18 protein-coding genes and 1 pseudogene are annotated in these 16,746 nt (G+C 72.1%); 11 read left to right on the plus strand and 8 right to left on the minus strand.

Annotated elements, in window-relative coordinates; translation table 11 throughout:
* Nucleotides 1–236 precede the first annotated feature (236 nt).
* A pseudogene (locus tag ACWD12_RS21400) lies at nucleotides 237–605 on the minus strand (winged helix-turn-helix domain-containing protein); the annotation flags it as partial.
* A 101-nt stretch (nucleotides 606–706) separates the two neighbouring features.
* Here ACWD12_RS21400 and ACWD12_RS21405 point away from each other — a divergent pair.
* Both ACWD12_RS21405 and ACWD12_RS21410 read left to right on the plus strand, forming a co-directional pair.
* Nucleotides 707–985, plus strand: coding sequence for a carboxylesterase family protein (locus ACWD12_RS21405; RefSeq protein ID WP_450100935.1), 279 nt, complete (start codon nucleotides 707–709; stop codon nucleotides 983–985).
* Between the two features lie 206 nt (nucleotides 986–1,191).
* Entirely contained in the window at nucleotides 1,192–1,554 is a 363-nt protein-coding gene (locus ACWD12_RS21410) for a hypothetical protein (protein ID WP_450100839.1), read from the plus strand.
* A 90-nt stretch (nucleotides 1,555–1,644) separates the two neighbouring features.
* Here ACWD12_RS21410 and ACWD12_RS21415 read toward each other — a convergent pair whose 3' ends face one another.
* Nucleotides 1,645–2,910, minus strand: coding sequence for an Ig-like domain-containing protein (locus ACWD12_RS21415; RefSeq protein WP_450100840.1), 1,266 nt, complete (start codon nucleotides 2,908–2,910; stop codon nucleotides 1,645–1,647).
* Nucleotides 2,911–3,199: 289 nt separating this feature from the next.
* On the opposite strand from ACWD12_RS21415, the gene ACWD12_RS21420 reads away from it, so the two are divergent.
* Nucleotides 3,200–3,562 (plus strand): carboxylesterase family protein, encoded by a 363-nt coding sequence (locus ACWD12_RS21420; protein WP_450100841.1) that lies wholly within the window; start codon nucleotides 3,200–3,202, stop codon nucleotides 3,560–3,562.
* 156 nt (nucleotides 3,563–3,718) lie between these two features.
* Nucleotides 3,719–4,249, plus strand: coding sequence for a ferritin-like domain-containing protein (locus tag ACWD12_RS21425; RefSeq protein ID WP_450100842.1), 531 nt, complete (start codon nucleotides 3,719–3,721; stop codon nucleotides 4,247–4,249).
* A gap of 224 nt (nucleotides 4,250–4,473) precedes the next feature.
* Here the strand turns inward: ACWD12_RS21425 and ACWD12_RS21430 are convergent, their stop codons facing one another.
* The 4 genes from ACWD12_RS21430 to ACWD12_RS21445 all read right to left on the minus strand — a co-directional run bounded on the left by ACWD12_RS21430 (nucleotide 4,474) and on the right by ACWD12_RS21445 (nucleotide 7,048).
* Nucleotides 4,474–5,085: an SAV_915 family protein gene (locus ACWD12_RS21430; protein ID WP_450100843.1), complete on the minus strand. Its 612-nt coding sequence runs from the start codon at nucleotides 5,083–5,085 to the stop codon at nucleotides 4,474–4,476.
* Nucleotides 5,086–5,210: 125 nt separating this feature from the next.
* Nucleotides 5,211–5,396, minus strand: coding sequence for a hypothetical protein (locus tag ACWD12_RS21435; RefSeq protein WP_450100844.1), 186 nt, complete (start codon nucleotides 5,394–5,396; stop codon nucleotides 5,211–5,213).
* A gap of 115 nt (nucleotides 5,397–5,511) precedes the next feature.
* Entirely contained in the window at nucleotides 5,512–6,354 is an 843-nt protein-coding gene (locus tag ACWD12_RS21440) for a DUF4097 family beta strand repeat-containing protein (RefSeq protein ID WP_450100845.1), read from the minus strand.
* Between the two features lie 169 nt (nucleotides 6,355–6,523).
* Nucleotides 6,524–7,048 carry a hypothetical protein gene (locus ACWD12_RS21445; protein ID WP_450100846.1) on the minus strand — a complete coding sequence of 175 codons (525 nt, stop codon included), beginning with the start codon at nucleotides 7,046–7,048 and terminating at the stop codon, nucleotides 6,524–6,526.
* A 345-nt stretch (nucleotides 7,049–7,393) separates the two neighbouring features.
* Between ACWD12_RS21445 and ACWD12_RS21450 the strand changes: the two genes are divergently transcribed.
* Nucleotides 7,394–7,933 (plus strand): hypothetical protein, encoded by a 540-nt coding sequence (locus ACWD12_RS21450; RefSeq protein ID WP_450100847.1) that lies wholly within the window; start codon nucleotides 7,394–7,396, stop codon nucleotides 7,931–7,933.
* Between the two features lie 159 nt (nucleotides 7,934–8,092).
* Here ACWD12_RS21450 and ACWD12_RS21455 read toward each other — a convergent pair whose 3' ends face one another.
* Entirely contained in the window at nucleotides 8,093–9,415 is a 1,323-nt protein-coding gene (locus ACWD12_RS21455; RefSeq protein WP_450100848.1) for a hypothetical protein, read from the minus strand.
* Nucleotides 9,416–9,597: 182 nt separating this feature from the next.
* Here ACWD12_RS21455 and ACWD12_RS21460 point away from each other — a divergent pair, with 182 nt between their 5' ends.
* The 6 genes from ACWD12_RS21460 (at nucleotide 9,598) to ACWD12_RS21485 (ending at nucleotide 16,255) form a co-directional block, all read left to right on the plus strand.
* Nucleotides 9,598–10,809: a winged helix DNA-binding domain-containing protein gene (locus tag ACWD12_RS21460; protein ID WP_450100849.1), complete on the plus strand. Its 1,212-nt coding sequence runs from the start codon at nucleotides 9,598–9,600 to the stop codon at nucleotides 10,807–10,809.
* Between the two features lie 175 nt (nucleotides 10,810–10,984).
* On the plus strand, nucleotides 10,985–13,399 hold the full coding sequence (locus tag ACWD12_RS21465; RefSeq protein ID WP_450100850.1) for a PEP/pyruvate-binding domain-containing protein: 2,415 nt from the start codon (nucleotides 10,985–10,987) through the stop codon (nucleotides 13,397–13,399).
* Complete coding sequence (locus tag ACWD12_RS21470; protein WP_450100851.1) at nucleotides 13,396–14,346, plus strand: hypothetical protein; 951 nt, start codon at nucleotides 13,396–13,398, stop codon at nucleotides 14,344–14,346. Before ACWD12_RS21465 ends, ACWD12_RS21470 begins: the two co-directional genes overlap by 4 nt.
* A 193-nt stretch (nucleotides 14,347–14,539) precedes the next feature.
* Nucleotides 14,540–15,289: a protein-tyrosine phosphatase family protein gene (locus ACWD12_RS21475; RefSeq protein WP_450100852.1), complete on the plus strand. Its 750-nt coding sequence runs from the start codon at nucleotides 14,540–14,542 to the stop codon at nucleotides 15,287–15,289.
* Nucleotides 15,290–15,415: 126 nt separating this feature from the next.
* Entirely contained in the window at nucleotides 15,416–15,910 is a 495-nt protein-coding gene (locus ACWD12_RS21480; RefSeq protein ID WP_450100853.1) for an acyl-CoA thioesterase, read from the plus strand.
* A 57-nt stretch (nucleotides 15,911–15,967) separates the two neighbouring features.
* Complete coding sequence (locus tag ACWD12_RS21485; protein WP_358358604.1) at nucleotides 15,968–16,255, plus strand: DUF1905 domain-containing protein; 288 nt, start codon at nucleotides 15,968–15,970, stop codon at nucleotides 16,253–16,255.
* Nucleotides 16,256–16,274: 19 nt separating this feature from the next.
* Here ACWD12_RS21485 and ACWD12_RS21490 read toward each other — a convergent pair whose 3' ends face one another.
* Nucleotides 16,275–16,607, minus strand: coding sequence for an antibiotic biosynthesis monooxygenase family protein (locus ACWD12_RS21490; protein ID WP_450100854.1), 333 nt, complete (start codon nucleotides 16,605–16,607; stop codon nucleotides 16,275–16,277).
* Nucleotides 16,608–16,746 lie beyond the last annotated feature (139 nt).

The raw sequence follows: 16,746 nt of genomic DNA on the forward strand, positions 1-16,746 counted from the left end.
TCAATGGCGTGTGAGTAGGGGCACGGCACCGGGATCGCCGCCTCGTACGTCGGCCCCCGGCCGTCCGGCGCACCCTCGGGATCCGCCGGTCCGGGCGACGCCACCACCCTGATGCGCGTGCGGCCGATGTCGATCCCCACCTGCCAGGCACGGTGCGGATCGGGCAGCCGGAGCAGCTTGGCGCGCCGCCCGTTCCGCAGGCCCGCCTCCTGGACCGCTAGCCGGTCCTCGAGCAGCACGCGGACCCGATTGGAGACGGTTGCTTCGGACAGCCCCGACGTCGCGGCCAGCTCGACCTGCGATGTGGGGCCGTGCTCCAGGCACTCCAGCAGCCGACGCAGGTTCCAGGCGCGCAGCACCTGCTGCGATCCGCCTCGAGGGTCATGGCGCTCATGCTCGTCAGCGTTGTCGGAACGTGTCAAGGACGGGTCACCGGGGTGCTGCCTCCGAGCACGGGCGGCAATCGGGAATTCACCCGGTGAATGCAGGAAATGAATCCACCGCGCGTCGACCCGATAATCCGGACGACCCTCGTTCGACCCCTTTGCCGCGTTGTCGCGCGTGGGATACGGATGGGCCCGATCCCCCGAAAGGACGCCCATCATGGGGTCTGTCGTGAAGACCACCGCAGGCGCGGTCGAAGGCGTCGTGCTCGACGGCCTCACCGTATTCAAGGGAACTCCGTTCGCCGCGCCGCCTGGTCTGGATCCACGGCGGCGGGTGGAAGCGCGGGCATGCCGCCGACCCCGCCCACGACGGCGCCGTGCCGGCAGGTGACAGCGTCGTCGTCGTGACCTTCAACTACAGGTGGGCTTCGAGGGGTTCGGCCTGGCGCCCGGCGCACCCCCCAATCGGGGGCTTTCTGGACCGGGCGGCCGCCCTGGCCTGGGTGCACGACAACATCGCGGGCTTCGGCGGGGACACCCGGACAACGTCACGGTGTTCGGCGAGTCCGGCGGCGGCGCGTCCATCGCGGCGCTGCTGACCGCCCCCGGCGCGCGGCCCGTTCCGCCGCGCGATCGTGCAGAGCCCGGCCGGACGCTACCCGCCCGAGGAGGGGGCGGAACGCGTCTCGCGGCCCATCTGCGCCGCGGCCGGCGCCGACCCGGGCGCGCTCGCGGACGCCGCACCGGAACGCCTGCTCGCCGTCCAGGACGTACCGCTGGCCGCGATGGCGTCGGACCCGGACGCGTGGACGACACCCGAGGCCATGTCGCGCCGTTCATGCTCACGATGGCGCGCAGTCGCCCCCGCCGCGACAAGTCGGCCCCTCGACCGGCGCGGCGCGACATCGGCCTCGCGTACACGGCTCGGGTCCTCGGCCTGGGGGCGGACGCCCCTGACGCCTACCGGACGGGCTACCCGGGAAGTTCGGACGGGCGGCTCTACACGGCCATGAACTCCGACTCGCTGTTCCCAATGCCTTCGACGTGGCTGGCGGAAGGGCACGCCGCGGCCGACCCGGGTGTGCGCATCTGGGACCGCGAGCCGTCCGTGGTGGCCGATCCACTCGCACCGTCACGCCTTATCTGGCAACGGAGTTCAGGGCTCTGACCGCAGGCGGTCCGGTCGCCGCCGGGGGGCGGCGGCGACCGGACCTGCGGGGGATGTGCGGCGGGCCCGGGTACCGGGTGCGGCCCTTCGTCAGCCGGCCGCCGCCGCGACCGCGGCGTCGCCCGAAGTCCACTGCTCCCAGGACAGGTTCCAGTCGCCGTAGCCGTTGCCGACGTCGACGGTCTCCGAGGCCGAGTTGACCACCTTGATGACGTCGCCCACGATGACGCGGTCGTAGAACTTCTTGGCCGTGCCGTCGTTCGCGAGGCCGACGCAGCCATGCGTGACGTTCTTCTTGCCCGCGTTGACGTTGGCGCTGGCGTTCTCGTGGACATACGTGCCCGACGCCGTCGTGTGCAGCGCCCAGTTGTAGTAGTCCCGGTACTGGCCGCCGTAGCCGACCGTCTGCCCGTCCATGAGGACGCTGGAGTTGCGGTCCATCACGACCATCGTGCCGTTCCAGGTGTCCATCCCCGGCGCGCCCGCGGTGATCGGGATGACCGTGTCGGGCTTGCCGTCCTCGACCACGGTCATCTGGTGCGTCTTGACGTCGACGGTCGCCACCAGCGAGCGGGCGACGGTCACCTTGGCCTCGGAGTCCCGGATGGTGAAGCGGCCGTCCCCGATGTCGACGCCGTCCAGGTCGGCCTTGAAGGTGATCTTCGTACCGGGCTTCCAGTAGTCCTTGGGGCGGAAGTCGATGCGCTGGCCGTCGTTGAGGTTGCGGTCCTTGACCCACCTCCAGGCGCCGGTGACCGGGGTGTCGGCGACGACGGAGAGCGCCTTCTCCACCGCCTCGCGGTTCTTGACCGGCGAGTCGAAGACGACGGAGATGGGCAGGCCCACGCCGATCTGCCGGCCATCGGCGACGTTCACCTGGTAGCGGACCTTCTTGTCCGCCTGCTCGGTCCGGAACGCTGCCGTGGCCTGCGCCTGCTGCCCGGCCGTGTTCGTCGCGGAGGCCTTCACGGTATAGCGGGTGGCGGTGTGCAGCGCGCCGGTCGAACGCCACGAGGCGAGGTCGTCGGCGGTGTCCCCGGCGATCTCGCTGCCGTCCTCGCCGGTCACCGTCACGGCGCCGATCTTGCCGCCCTCGACCTTCACCGTGACCGGTTCGCCGGGGGCGAGGACTCCGCCGTCCCCGGGGGTGATGGTGAGGACCGCGGCGGGAGCGGCGGCCGGGGCCGCGCTGCCGGGATCCTGCGGCGCGGCCTTGCCCGCGGGCTTGCCCCCGGAACCGTCACCGGAGTCCGATCCGCCGCCCGAACACCCGGTCAGGGCGAGCCCGACCACCACCACCGCGCCGACCCACCCGCGCCGCAGGCGCCGTGCTCCGCGTGCGTTCACCGCTGCCATGAATTACCCCTTTGTCGTACCGCGTTCCCGTCCTGCTCGACGCCGCGATCTCCGGGCCGCGTTGCCCTTCCGAAATGTGATTGACGGCACGCGGACGCACTGGCACCGGAGGCCGCGTTCGGTGCGTCCATGTCGGTCCGCGCAAGGCGCGCAAGTCGGGCAAGCCACGCAGGTACGCGGGAGGCCGTGGCGGCCGGCACGGACGGGGCGGCGCCGGTGGCCCGGCGCACTCGCGGGAGTGCGTCAATTCGGCGGCCGGATTCGTCAGGACCCGCCGCCACATTGCGAGTTGGCCGTCGCTCCGGCGCCGCGCGAACCGTGGTCGGGGATCCGGCCCGCGTACGTCTTCGGCGCGGCGCTGCCGCAGACCGCAATGGTGCCGGGGGAGGCCTCCCCATGGGAACCCGAGGACGGACTCGACTGCCTGACGACCAACGTCTGGACGCCCGACCTCGGTGCCGCCGGCATGCCGGTGATGGTGTGGATCTACGGCGGCGCTTGGCGGTTCGGCCGATCGGCGGTACCGATGTACGACGGGACGAAGCTCGCCCGGGCCGGCGGAAAAACGCGGATGTGGGACCTGCCCCCGCGCGTGGCCGGCGACCCGCAGCGGGTCTCCCGCGCGATCTGGCGACCGCTGTCGGGGATGTGACCGCGCGCGAGCCGACACGTGACACGGACGGGGGTGCAGGTGCGGGCGTGATTGCTTCACGGTCCAACGGGTAGTCGCGAGATCGCGTGCGGCGGGTGCGGTGCACCCGGCCGGGCGCCGGACGCTGACCACCGAGCAAAGAGGGCGCTGAAGCAAATGGCTGAGTTCCTGAGCGATGTGCGGACACTGCGGGAGAAGGCCCGGCAGGAGATCGGCAAGGGGCCGGTGACGGCCGCCTACGGTGCGGACCTGGAGCGGGTCATCGACGTGCTCAACACCGCGCTGGCGACCGAGATCGTCTGCGTGCTCCGCTACCGGCAGCACCACTTCGCGGCGAAGGGCGTGCACGGCGAGACGGTCGCCGAGGAGTTCCTGGTGCACTCGAACGAGGAGCAGGAGCACGCCGACAAGCTCGCCGCACGGATCACCCAGCTCGGCGGCCTACCCGACTTCAACCCCGCGACGGTGGCCCAGCGGTCCCACTCGCAGTACGAGACGTCCACGGACCTGACCGAGATGATCCGGGAGAACCTGATCGCGGAACGCATCGCGATCCAGTCGTACACCGAGATCATCGGGTGGCTCGGCGACGCCGACCCGACCACGCGCCGCGTCTTCGAGGACATCTTGTCGGTCGAGGAGGAGCACGCCGACGACATGCTGGGCTTCCTGGAGAAGAGTTCCTGACCTGTACGCCTGCGGGTGGCGGAGTTCCCATCCGCCTGTCGTCCGGCTGCCCGCGGCCCCGCCGCCTGTCGCCTGCCCTTGCGGGGTCCGCCGGGCAGCGAGGCCGCGGCAGACGCGTTCCGGGCGTGGTGAGCCTTGTCATCTCGTACCTCGTGTTCCCGTGCCCCGGTGTGCGCCGTGCTCGTGCGGAGCGCCGGGTTTGCCGGGTGGAACCCGGCCGCGGATCAGGCGGCGGGCGGCCGAGGTGTGCCGGGGGCCGCGCTCTTCACCGGGGCCGCGCCCAGGCGCGGGTCGCGGACGATGGTTCCGACGCCGTGGCCGGCGATGGTCTCGCGCAGGCATTCCTCCGCCATCTCCGTCCAACGCTGGTCGGCACCGCAGACGTTGCGCAGCAGGGCCACCGAGGTGAACGCCACGGCCACCCGGTGCCCCACGGGATCCTGGAAGAAGCGCACCACATCAGTGCCGTGGCTTGTCGTGTGCACCGGGACCAGGAGGTAACGCGCTCCTGCGGTCCGCACATGCGGCATCAGCGGCACGCGCGGCGGGAGGGCCTCGGCGGCGGATTGCGGGTTCGACGGGGGGGCCGATCGGGTCACCGACCTTGCGGCGGACGATGCGTCGGACCGAGCAGTGGAGGACGGCGCGGCCGAGGCGTCGTACCCGGCCTTGGGCTCGACACCGTTGTCCGCGGTGATTGCGCAGGCGGCGCGTCGTGCGCACATCGGCTGCCAGGCGGGCGCGGGCCCGGGGCGGCCGGGGGCGAACACGGTCCGGTCCCGCCGACGATCGTCGGGGCCCTCGTTGCGGGGGTCGGGGTTGGCGGTGCGGAACACGGTTGCCTCCGTCGGGTTGGCGGGCCCGCGGACCGGGGTCCGCCGGTGGGCCTGACGACTTCGACGGTAGGCGTCTGACCAGGAGTTTTCCCCCGCACAAGGGGGTCCTGGCGCGGTCTTGACCGCTAGCCGGGCGTTCCTGACGCGATCTTGGCGGCCGGGCACGTACCCGGGTCCGAGGTGTGCTTCGGCAGCACCTGCGCGGCGACCGCCGACAGCCGGGCCGAGAACCGGCGCGGGCCGAAGATGCCTCCCCAGATGACACCGATCCGCGCTTGCTCGGCGAAGGCGGACGCGACTTGCGGGGCCATGCTGTCTCCTTGGAGCCGAGTGCGGTTCGCCTGGGGAGACGGGCGGATCGCGGCGAGGGGCGAGTGGACGAGTGGACGAGTGGAGCCTCGGGGGCGGTGGCCCCCGTACCGGGGGTCAGGAGCGGTGGATGACGATGTCGCCGAACTGGGTGCGGGCGCGGACCTCCACCTTGTCGCTCGACTTGCCGGGGGCGGTGTCCGAAGCGGTCAGCGAACTACGGACGTTGCCGAAGCTGGTGTTGGCGTCGATCCACGCGGAGCTGCCCTCGCGTACGCCGATCTCGATCTCGCCGTGCGCGGTCTCCAGGGCCACCCTGCCGCGGACGACCTCCTTGATCCGGACGTCGCCGTTGGCGGTCCTGGCCTGGACGCTCTCGCCGGCGCGCGCGATCTCGATGTGTCCGTTGGCCGCCCGCACGCGCAGCTCGCCCAGGATCTCGCCGACCCGGGTCTCGCCGTTGGAGTTCCGGATCACCGCGTCGCCGGTGATGTCGCGGACGTCCACGCTGCCGGAGGCGGTGTTGATGTCGGTACGCCCCGCCGCGCTGTCCACCGAGATCTCGCCCGAGCCGGTGGTCAGGTGCAGTTCGCCGGTGCGTTCGAGGTGGATGTCGCCCATCGCGACCTTGAGGCGTACCGCCCCGAGCCGCCCGTCGCCGTGGAAGTGCGCGAGCGCGGCATTGCCGTGGACGCTGGAATCCGACGGCACGGTGACGGTGATGTCGACCGAGTTGGCGCGCGAGAACGGCGAGCGCTGCTTCGGCGTCCTGATGGTCAACTTGCCGTCGGCGTAGTCGACCTGCGTGTTCTCGGCGGCGCGCACGTCGTTGTCGCGTGCGCCGTTGCTCGGTCGGACCTCGACGACGGTGTCGGTGCGGTCCTCGGCGTGGATGCGCACCATTCCCGCCTCGAGGTGCATGTCGATCGAGATGGGCTTGGGAGTGTCGAACGTAGGCATAGCGGTCCCCTCCAAGTGGCTTTCGCCGGTGATGTGATCGCTGATTTGACGGCCGCCGCCGACCGGGCGGACCGGATACCTCGGGTCGGACCCCGGGAAGAACAACACGCCGAATCCACCGCGTGCGCGTGGAACGGCCTTGCGTGGCAGGCCGCCTGGCCGGCCGCGGTCAGTGCACCCAGCCGGTGAAGCGGTCGCCGCCCCGCGCGACGCGCCGCGGGGGCGGCCTGCGTTCGTCGGAGGGCTCGACGGCCGCGGCGGCCACGCGGACGAGCCACGCGTTCACCGACAGGCCTTCGCGCCCGGCGACCTCCTCGACCCGTTGCTTCAGATGCGCGGGAAGGCGCAGGTTGATGCGTGAGGTATTGCCCTCGTCGCCCTCGGACGGCGGCACGGGCTTTGCCGCACTCGGTGTTTCGTGCGGGCCCCCGTGCTCCTCGACCACGAGGTCGAACGGCAGGTTGACGACGAAGTCCGGGTCAAGACCGCGCAGCCGCACGTCCACCGAGCCCGGCGCGAGGTCCCGGGTGATCTCGTCGGCCGCCGCGGACAGCGCGTTCAGCAGCATCAGCCGGGCCGCCGACTCCAGCGGCGCGGTGATGCGGTCCGCGAGGGCGCGGGCCTCGTCGCCGCCGGCCTCGGCGGCGACCGCGAGATCGTTGCGGAGGTGGTCGACGTACGGTGTCAGGTCCATGGTGCCATCATGGCATCACGATGGCGCCACTTGCAAATTTTCTGGCGCTTTCATGGCGTCACGGCTGCGTCGAGAGAGGCCGATATCGATGAACTAGCGGGATGATAAAGGTAGTTAGTCAATGACGTCATCTGGTGTCAGGTGGTGCCAGATCGTGGTGCCACGATGATGCCACGGCGCTCCTGCCCTGGGTGCCGACCCATGTGCTCCGCCGCGGTGCCCGCGTCGTGGGCCACGCCGTCTGGCCGTCGCCGTTTGCCCGGCGGCCGGGGCGAGTTGGCGATGGGGTGATCGGTATTGGGGGCGGGGCCGCGTGAGTGGCGCGGGTGAGGGCAGGATGGGGGCGTGGGCCAGCAGTCGAGGAAGCCGTATTGGGTCGGGGAGCCGCCGGCCGGAACTCCCCTGGGGCCGTTCCAAAAGCGCTCGCGGGCGAGCGTGTACGCGCAGTTCGTCCTCCAGCCGCTCTACTCGGCGGCGATCGGGGTGCTGTGGCTGGTGGCCCTGGTTGCCGCCGCTGCCGGCCCGGGAGGGACACGTTCGGCCGACGTCGAGACCGGTTCGATGTGGCTGAGCCGCCGCAAAATGCGCCTGGAACTGGACGGGACCCGCGAAGAGTGGGAGATCTGGGCCACGCAGACCCTGGCGAACGCATTCGCGCGCAGCACAACGTTGCGGGCGAAGAAGGACCCGGGCAAGACGGGACCGCCCCCGGTGGTGACGCTCGACCCGATGGACCGCCGCCTGCTCACCGCCGAGGAAGTGGCTCGCATCGCGGAGCCGATGGGCTGGATCCTGATGTGGACCCGGCACGACGGGCCGGACGACAAGCTGCGCCTGGTCCCACGCGCTCAGGCATCCGCGTTTCGCTCCCGACCCAGCGAGTGACGCGCGCGCAAGCGTAAAGTCGACAGGCGCAGTACGCATCAACAGCAATAAGTAACAGGCCTCCGCCGCCTTTTCGTCGACACCCACCGACAAAACATCACACCGGCTCGACGAGGGCACCGACTCGGCGAAAGCAGCGGAGCAGTGGGCATCACGCGGTCAGAACCCGCCGCCCCCACCATCGCCGCCCCAGCCTCCTCCTCCGCCGTCACCCCAACCGCCGAATCCGCCACCGAAGTCCCCGCCGCCTCCGCCGTCGCCGAACCCCGCGCCGTACGGGTCGGGTGCCGCGGCCGCGGTGCCGAGCGTCGTGCCGATCAGCAGGCCGGGGAGCAGCATGCCGCCGTACCAGCCCATCGCCCAGGGGGCGTACGCCGGTCCCGCCTCCCAGTAGGGGCGCCGGCCCTCCGGCGTCTCCACCTGGCGGCCCAACGGCGGCAGACCGTCGTCGAGCCGTGCGGCATCCGCACTGCACACCGGGACGGTACGGGTGGCTCCGCCGGCCGGCGCCCACTCCACGTCGCGCACCGACACGCCGTGCCGCGGGTCGAAGAAGCACGGCGGACGCCGCTCCGGCAGCGGCTCTCCGATACGCCGCGCGTCGAGCGTGGCGAGTGCGAACCGGCCGTCGTCCAAGGCCTCGCTGACGTCGCGTACGTCGTCCGGTTTGCGGGCGCGGGCCATCGCGTACTTGGCCCGGTCGTATGCGTCGAGTGCCGTCGCCCAGTCCTCCCGCATGGCGTCGTCCGATGCGGGCGCGCCCGGGTCGAAGCCGGTGCGGTCGAGGGCTTCGCCGTACGCCGTGATGTCCTCGTCGACCGTGGGGCGCACCTGTTCGAGTGCCGCCCGCTCGCGGTCCGCCCGGCGGCGTCGGCCGCGGCGGCGGTACAGCAGGACGCCCAACACCCCGACGGCCAGCAGGACTCCGAGCACCACGAAGCCCATGGCCCCGCCGCTCGACCCGCCGTCGGACGACGATGCCGTCCCGGGGCCGGAGTCGGCCACCGCGCCGTCCACGAACTCGGTGAAGAGGCCGGGGCCGTCGCCCTGGTGTGCCGCGATGCTGTCGCTCTTGAGGGTGGCGAGCCGCGACGGCGACATGACGGACGCGTCCGCGGCGGCGTCGAAGGTGCGGCCGACGGCGACCGCGTACACGCCAGGTCGGCCGACCTCCTCGCGCAGCGCCGACAGCACGGCCGACCGCGAACCCGAGGCCGCCAGCGGCGAATCCGCGGGGACGGCCACGACGAAGACCGGCTTTCCCGAGTCGCGGATCGTCGCGCGCAGCGCGTCCGCCGTCGACGCCGGCAGGACGTCGGACGCCGCCGGCTCCGTGTAGACGGGGTCTCCGCGCAAGTGCGCCGCGATCTCGCTGACCCCGGCGGCCCGGGCGGTACCGGCGGTCAACGGCAGCATCAACAGAGCCAGCAGGAGCATCAGCAGCACGCGCAAGCTGAAACGAGGAACGACCGACTTCCTCACATGTCCCAGGCTACGCCTCGGTACCGCCGCACAGCAGTACGCGGACGCTGCTGATTTGGGTGGGTTTCGGATGACACGACGCCTCGCGGATCCCGCCTGACCAGGACCGATCCGCCGCACTGCCGCGCGTCCAGCGGCCGGCAGGCTGGCCACGGAGCCGGCATATGGGGTCGGATGTGATCATGACGAACGAGCAAGCAGCGCCGCGTCTCACCGGCGGGCAGGTCTGTGCCGCGCGCTTCGCCGCCCAAGGGCTTGGCACGCCGTTCGCCGGCGACACGCCCGCCACGCTGGTGCCGGTGGCCGTCACCGCCATGGCCGGTGCGCACGCCCAGGTGATGTCCGCCGCCGAACTCGGCATCGGACTGCGCGTCGAAGGGGCCACCCGGCAGGACGTACGCGAGGCGCTGTGGCAGCACCACAGCATCGTCAAGACGTATGGCCCGCGTGGCACGGTGCACTTCCTCCCCGCCGCCGAAATGCCGTACTGGGTCGGGGCCTTGTCGTCGGCGCCGCCGATGGCGTCGAACGCCTTCCCGGAAGGCGTGCGCATGACAGACGACCAGACCGAGGCCGTCATCGAGGCAATTGCGGACAGCCTCAAGGCGGCCGACCTGACCATCGACGAGTTGGGCGACGCGGTTGTCGAGCGGGCGGGGGAGTGGGCGGGCGACTTGGTCATGCCCGCGTTCCAGACCATGTGGCCGCGTTGGCGGCAGGCCCAGCACCTGGCGGGCCTGCGCGGTGTCCTGGCCTTCGGGCCCAACAGGGGGCGGAAGGTGACGTACACCAATCCGCACCGCCTGAATCCGTTCGAGCCCGCAGAGCCACGTGAGGCGCTCGGGCACGTCCTGCGGGCCTATCTCAACGCCTACGGCCCTTCCACGCCGCAGCGGTTCGCCCACTGGCTGGCCGCCCCGAAGCCGTGGGCCGCCGAGGTGTTCGCCGAGGCGGGCGACGGTCTCCGGCCGGTCCAGGTCGAGTTGGACGGCGAGGGGAGCGGCGAAGCGTGGCTTCCCGCCGATCACGTCCTGTTCGAGGCCGCCGCGGACGCGGCCCCGCCCACCGAGCACCTCGGCGTACGGCTGCTCCCGTACTTCGACACCTACAGTTACCGCGTCGGCAACCAGCCGCCGGAACTGCTGTATCCCGGCAAGGCCGCCGACCGTGTGCTGCGCGGCAACTTCCAGAACCTCGTCGTGGACGGTGTCGTCGCGGGCTTGTGGCACGTGCGCCGCTCCGGCCGCAAGCTGCACGTCACCGTGGAGCCGCTGGTCACCCTCACGCGACGGCAGCGCGCCGATCTGGAGGAGCAGGTTGATCGGGTCGGTGTCGTGCTCGAAGGCCGCCCGGATCTCACCATCGGTCCGGTCACGGTGGGTGGCCACGCGTAGACCGGTGATGACCGGGATATTTGCGCTATTTGTCACTTCTTGTCACTAGGTGGGGGTAAGAGCGATGCTTGATGTCTGGCCGCGGCTTTTGAACGCCAGGCTCCCGACGCGCCACGCCTGACGGGAGCTCCCCGGGCGCCGGGCCGCGACCCGGCGGTGGAAGGGAGCCGTGAACATGCGGCCCGACTCGGCAGAGGCTGCGCAGACGTCCCCGGTGGTCCCTCTGGACACCGAGCGGGCCAGGCACCCGGAGCTCACCGGCGCCAAGGCCGCCAACCTGGCGCGTGCCGCGGCGGCCGGACTGCCCGTACTCCCCGGATTCGCTCTCGTGCCGGGGCCGTCCGCGAACGGCCACGCGGGCCGCGCCGCCGACAAGGCCAGCACGGCCGTCACTGCCGACACCGTCACTACCGACACCGTCGCGACCAACCCCGGCGGCAACGGCCGCCTCCTGGACGCGACGACGGCGACGACGGTGCGGGCCGCGTGGCACGGACTCGCCGGAAGCGACGAACGCCCTTTGGCGGTGCGGTCGTCGTCGCGGTACGAGGACACCGAAGGATCGTCGATGGCCGGCCGCTTCCGCACGGTGCTCGACGTACGCGGATGGGACGCGTTCACGGACGCCGTACGCGAGGTCCTCGACTCCGCCGCCCTCGTCGAGACACCCCGCCCGCCGCACGAAGGCATGGCGGTGCTCGTGCAACCCATGCTCCGGCCCGAACTGGGCGGCGTGATGTTCGGCGCGGACCCGGTCAGCGGGCGCACCGACCGGATCGTGGTCGCCGTCGCCGCGGGCGGGCCCGCGGCCCTGGTCGACGGCACCACGCAAGGCGTCCGTTACCGCATGACCCGGGCCGGCCGGCTGCTCGACCGGGAGCCCGTCGAGCCGCACGGAGAGCGATTGTTGGGCCCGAGCCGGTTGCGGCGTCTGGCCGTGCTCGCCCGGCGCGCCGCCGATCTGTTCGGCGGTCCGCAGGACATCGAGTTCGCGTTCGACGCCGACGACCGCCTGTGGCTGCTCCAGTCGCGTCCCATCACCGCGATGGCCGCACAAGTACCGCGCGGCGCGCGGCTGCTGGGCCCGGGCCCGGTCGCCGAGACGTTCCCGGGCGTGCTGCAGCCGCTCGAACAGGACCTGTGGCTGGAGCCGATGGCGCACGGGCTCACCGTGGCGCTGGACATCCTGGGGGCGGCGTCGCGGCATACGCTGCGATCCGTTCCGCCGGTCGTGGCCGTCGACGGCCGGGCCGCGGCGGACCTGGCGCTGCTCGGCGTCGTCCCGCCCAGGCACCGCGCCCTCAACGTGCTCAATCCGGTGCCGCCGGCCCGCAAGGTGCGTGCGGCGTGGCGCCTCGGGCGGCTGCGGACGACGCTCCCGCTGCTCGCCCTCGACCTGATGGCCGACGTGGACCGGCAGCTCACCGAACTCCCGTCGCCTTCCCGGCTGTCCAGCGGTCAGGTGCTCGACGCGGCGTCGTGGGGCCGCCGCGTGCTGTCCGCGCTGCACGCCCAGGAGTCGCTGGCCGGGGCCCTGTTGGGGCCGGGCGACGAGACGACCGTGGCCGCGGAGGCGCTGGCGGTGCTCACCGAGGGGCGCGCGGCCGGGCTGGACGACGCGGCACTGCTCACCGCCCATCCGGTGCTGCTGGCGCTGTTCCCGCCGTCGCTGACCGCGCCCGCGCGCATGCCTCCCGCGACCGCCTGGACCGGCGTGCCGCGCGGTGTGTCGTCTCTGCCGGTACGCGAGGGTCTGCGCCTGCGCATTCGCTGGGTGCAGGAGATGCAGGCCGGCATGATCCGGGCGTTCGGCGTGCGTCTCGTCGCGGCCGGGCTGCTGGACGACGTCGACCGGACGGGCCTGCTGCGCTGGGCGGAGCTGGTGGCCGTCGGAGACGGCGGCACCGTGCCGTCCGATCTGGCGGATCGGCTGCCGCGGCCGGACCGCGAGGCCCTGCCGGCGGCCTTCCGCCTGGCCGACGGCGAACCGGTGCCGGAGCCCGCCCGGCGCACGAGGCGCGGGAGCGCCGAGGCAAACGCCGGGGGGCAGGGCGCGGGCGGCGGCAGCGGTGCCGGCACGGTGTGGGACGGACTGGGGCCGCGGCCGGAGCGTGCGGTGCTGGTCGTACGCGTGCTCGACCCCGCGCTCGCCGCCCTCCTCCCGGGCCTGGCCGGGCTCGTCGCGGAGACCGGCAGCCCGTTGTCCCATCTCGCCGTACTGGCCCGCGAGTACCACGTCCCCACGGCGACGGCCGTGCCCGATGCGGTCGGGCGGTTTCCGTCAGGTACCCAGGTCGCCGTCGACGGCGGCACAGGCGAGGTCAGGGCCGTCACGACGACCTGGACCGCCGACAATGCGGGTGATCCGGATGAAGCGGGCGAAGCGGGCGACGCGGGCCACACGGACGGCAGGGCCGAGAGGGGCGCCAGGGTCGCCGCCGCCGCTGATGTCACCGCCGACGACGCCGACGACGCCGAGGGCACCGGCGCCGGCGGCCACCGGGACCCCGCCCGTGCGGCGGATCCCGAGCGGCTCCGCGTTCCCGCCCGACCACCCCGTCCCCTGCCCGGAAAGGGAGCTTCGCCGTGAAGTACGTCAGCTACCTCATCGGCGGCCTCTCCGCCGCGGCGACCCTGTTCTACCTGGTCGTCTACCTCTACCGCTGGCAGTGGAACCGGGCGCTGATCTGCGGGGTGCTGTTCGTCGCGATCGAGGTGTTCCTGCTGGGTGTCGTGGTGCTCAGCCGGATGTCGCGGCTCGAGCACCGGATCGCCGACACCGACAGCCGGGGCGAGGAGGTGCGCCGCCGCCTGGCGCAGGCCCGTCTGGAACAGTCCGGCGAGCAGCCCGGCGACGCCGCCGGCGAACGCTTCCGCTGGCTGGACGCGGCCCGCCTCGCCGATCCGGCCGCCGGGCAGCGGGTCTTCATCCCGGTGCTGCTGGCGGCCGGGGTCGTGCTGTCCGGCATCAGCTGGGTCGTGCAGCGCATCGCCCGCATGACGGTCGTGCCCGGCGCCGACCGGCACCTTGCCGGACGCCTCGCGGCGCTGGCCGCGCCGAGCGAGGGGGCATTGCGGGCCGGTCCGCGGCTGGAGGACACCCCGGCGATCCCGCCGCCCCGCCCTGGGCGTACGACCGCCTTCGCCGCGGTGGCCCTGGCCGGTGTCGTCGGCCTCACGGCGGGAATCGACGCACTCGGCGACGCGACGCAGTCCCGTCCCGGATCACCGCCCGACTCGGCGGCGACGACGCTGGTCTTCCGGGTGGACACCAGGTCACCGGGCGACGCCCAGCACAATGCGCGCGCCGCGGGCGATCTGTGGGAGGGCTGCCGCCACGGCATCACGGTGGGATCGCTCGACAACGCGGACCTGAGCCAGCTCGGCTCGGATGTTTTCGCCCTGGTGGTCCGCCCCGCGCTCACCGAGAACGACCTCGCCCGGTTGCGCGGCTGCCTCGTGGACGCCAACGCCCCCGGTATCCAGGCGAGTTTCCTCGGTGAAGGGCAGGCCCCGCCGTCGCCGTGGCTGCCCTGACAGGAGCACGGTTTGGCCGGAGACGTGAGCAATGTCACGGCCTTTTTCTTTAATTTCGTAGCCATTTAGGCCGTTTTGGGGCCGATTTCCAGTTGGTCAGCATTGTGCACCCCGGCGATGCGGGTTAGTGTCGGGGCTCGCCCGACCGTCGCGTCTCGCGCTGCGGTATGCCTGCCCCTCCCGGTGATTTCCTTTGCAGTCCTCCGCAGCACCCGCCACCCCCGTCATACCTTCCCAGGCCACCGTCCTCCGGCCCGCCCCCAAGCCGCCCGCCCCCCGCGCGCGTGCCCGCCGGATCGCCAAGCGCACCGCCAAGGTGCTGGTCTTCTCCGCCCTCGGTTACGCGGCCGTGTGGCTGTTCGCCTTCCTCGGCATGCTCGGCGTCCACGCCTGGGCGTCCTCGCAAACCGCGGGCGGATCCGGCCAGACCGTCGCCGGAATGCAGCACTTCAAGCAGGTCGACGACCGCGTCTACCGCGGTTCGGCGCCCGGCGACGCCGGATACCAGGAACTCGCCGCGATGGGCGTGCGCACCGTGGTCGACCTGCGCGCCGAGCACATGAGCGCCGAGGACATCGCGCGTCCGACGCAGGCCGGGCTCGACCTGGTCCGGCTGCCGATCCGCGACGGCCAGACCCCGACGCCCGCGCAGGTCGACGAGTTCCTGCGGACCGTGCAGGCCTCGGCGGGACCGGTGTACGTGCACTGCGGCGCCGGCGTGGGCCGGACCGGCTCGATGAGCGCCGCGTACATGATGCGCACCGGCGAGGCCGGATCCGTCGAGGCCGCCAAGCAGACGCTCGCCGTCGGGCCCCCGTCGGTCGAGCAGGTCTACTACGTGCTGAGCGGCGACCACGACTCCAGCGAGCAGCCGCCGATCATCGTCCAGATCATCAGCCGCATCCTGGACGCGCCGCGACGCATGAAGGCCACGATGCTCTAGGAAGCGTCCTCGACGCAGAACACGCCCTCGAAGCCCCGCCGGGTAGCCGGCGGGGCTTCGTGCCTCCCAGCAGGCCCTTGGTCCCCGCCTGACGGGTGCGCGGCACACGTACGGCATGCTTGCCCGGTGGCACAGGTACGCGAAGTCCCCGACCCGGCGCGTCTGCGCCTGGACAGCTATCCGTTCGTCCGCGAGGTCCCGGCCCGGTTCGGCGACATGGACATCCAGCGGCACGTCAACAACGTCGCCATCGCCTCGTTCTACGAGGACGGCCGGGCCAACCTCAACATGCGCATGTTCGGCGAGGGGCTCTTCTCGCAGGTGCGCGAATTCCGGTTCGTGGTCCTGGAGACGCGTACGCGCTACCTGCGCGAGGCCCCGTTCCCCGCCACGTACCGCGTCGGCGTGGGCATCACGCGCTTCGGCCGGTCGTCCTTCGAGTACGGCCTCGGACTCTTCCACGACGCCGAATGCGTCGGCCTGTGCGAATCCGTGCTGGTCCACATGACCTCATCCGGTCCGACCGCCGTACCGCCGGAGCGCCGGGCGCTGATGGAGAAGTACGCGTTCCCCGCGGCCGTCCGGCCGGAATCCGAGTCCGGGCAGCTCGCCGACCGATGAGTTTCGGCGGTCCGCGAAGTCAAATGGGGACCGGACACGGAAACTTTGGAGGCCGCCATGACCCCGGACCACAGGATCGACAAGAAGTTCAGCGCCGACCTGGTGAAGAGCCCGAGCCCGGGAGGCTGGACGTACGTCGTCTGGCCCGAATCGGTCGAGTTCTTCGGCACACGCGGCCTGGTCAAGGTGCGCGGCACGATTGACGGGAAGCCCTTCCGCGGCTCGTTCATGGCACGCGGCGACGGCACGCACATGCTGCCCGTCAAGGCGGACGTCCGGAAGGTGATCGGCAAAGAGGTCGGCGACAGGGTGACCGTACGCCTTGAGGAGCGGATCACGGAGTAGCGCCGCCGTGCGCCGCGGCTCAGGCGTCCGGGAAGCGCCACGCGGCCGCGCAGACCGAGATCTGCATGCTGTAGTCGCTGTAGAACCGTTCCTTACCCGCCTGTTGCGCGGCGCGGTGGCGGGGATGCTCGCGCCAGGCGCGCTGTTGCTCCGCGGTCTCGAAGACGATGACGGACACGCGCTCGCCGTCCTCGGCGACGTAGACCTTGTAGTCGACGAATCCCGGCATCGCCCGGGCCGTCTCCAGCATTTCGGCGGCGACGACCTGGAAGTCGGGCGCGGCGTCCGGACGGAGGCGCGAGCGGAACACGGTGACGATCTGGCCCGGAGCGTACGCGAACTCGTCGGTCATGCCGCGACGCTACCGGGTGTCTCCGCGGCCGATGCCACCGGCGTGTGCCGGACGTGCGGCCCATGTGCAGTGCAAGTGCGGCCCATGCGCGGCCGACCTGCGCCGGGACCCGTGGGCGGGGCAATCCCGCCCACGGGCG

It is taken from the genome of Streptodolium elevatio (genome assembly GCF_053592165.1).

Excerpts from the sequence above, each read along its gene's own strand:
- ACWD12_RS21415 (WP_450100840.1), bottom strand. The coding sequence starts at position 2,910 with ATGGCAGCGGTGAACGCACGCGGAGCACGGCGCCTGCGGCGCGGGTGG.
- ACWD12_RS21440 (WP_450100845.1), bottom strand. The coding sequence starts at position 6,354 with ATGCCTACGTTCGACACTCCCAAGCCCATCTCGATCGACATGCACCTC.
- ACWD12_RS21485 (WP_358358604.1), top strand. The coding sequence starts at position 15,968 with ATGACCCCGGACCACAGGATCGACAAGAAGTTCAGCGCCGACCTGGTG.
- ACWD12_RS21435 (WP_450100844.1), bottom strand. The coding sequence starts at position 5,396 with ATGGCCCCGCAAGTCGCGTCCGCCTTCGCCGAGCAAGCGCGGATCGGT.
- ACWD12_RS21460 (WP_450100849.1), top strand. The coding sequence starts at position 9,598 with ATGACGAACGAGCAAGCAGCGCCGCGTCTCACCGGCGGGCAGGTCTGT.
- ACWD12_RS21465 (WP_450100850.1), top strand. The coding sequence starts at position 10,985 with ATGCGGCCCGACTCGGCAGAGGCTGCGCAGACGTCCCCGGTGGTCCCT.
- ACWD12_RS21445 (WP_450100846.1), bottom strand. The coding sequence starts at position 7,048 with ATGGACCTGACACCGTACGTCGACCACCTCCGCAACGATCTCGCGGTC.
- ACWD12_RS21490 (WP_450100854.1), bottom strand. The coding sequence starts at position 16,607 with ATGACCGACGAGTTCGCGTACGCTCCGGGCCAGATCGTCACCGTGTTC.
- ACWD12_RS21425 (WP_450100842.1), top strand. The coding sequence starts at position 3,719 with ATGGCTGAGTTCCTGAGCGATGTGCGGACACTGCGGGAGAAGGCCCGG.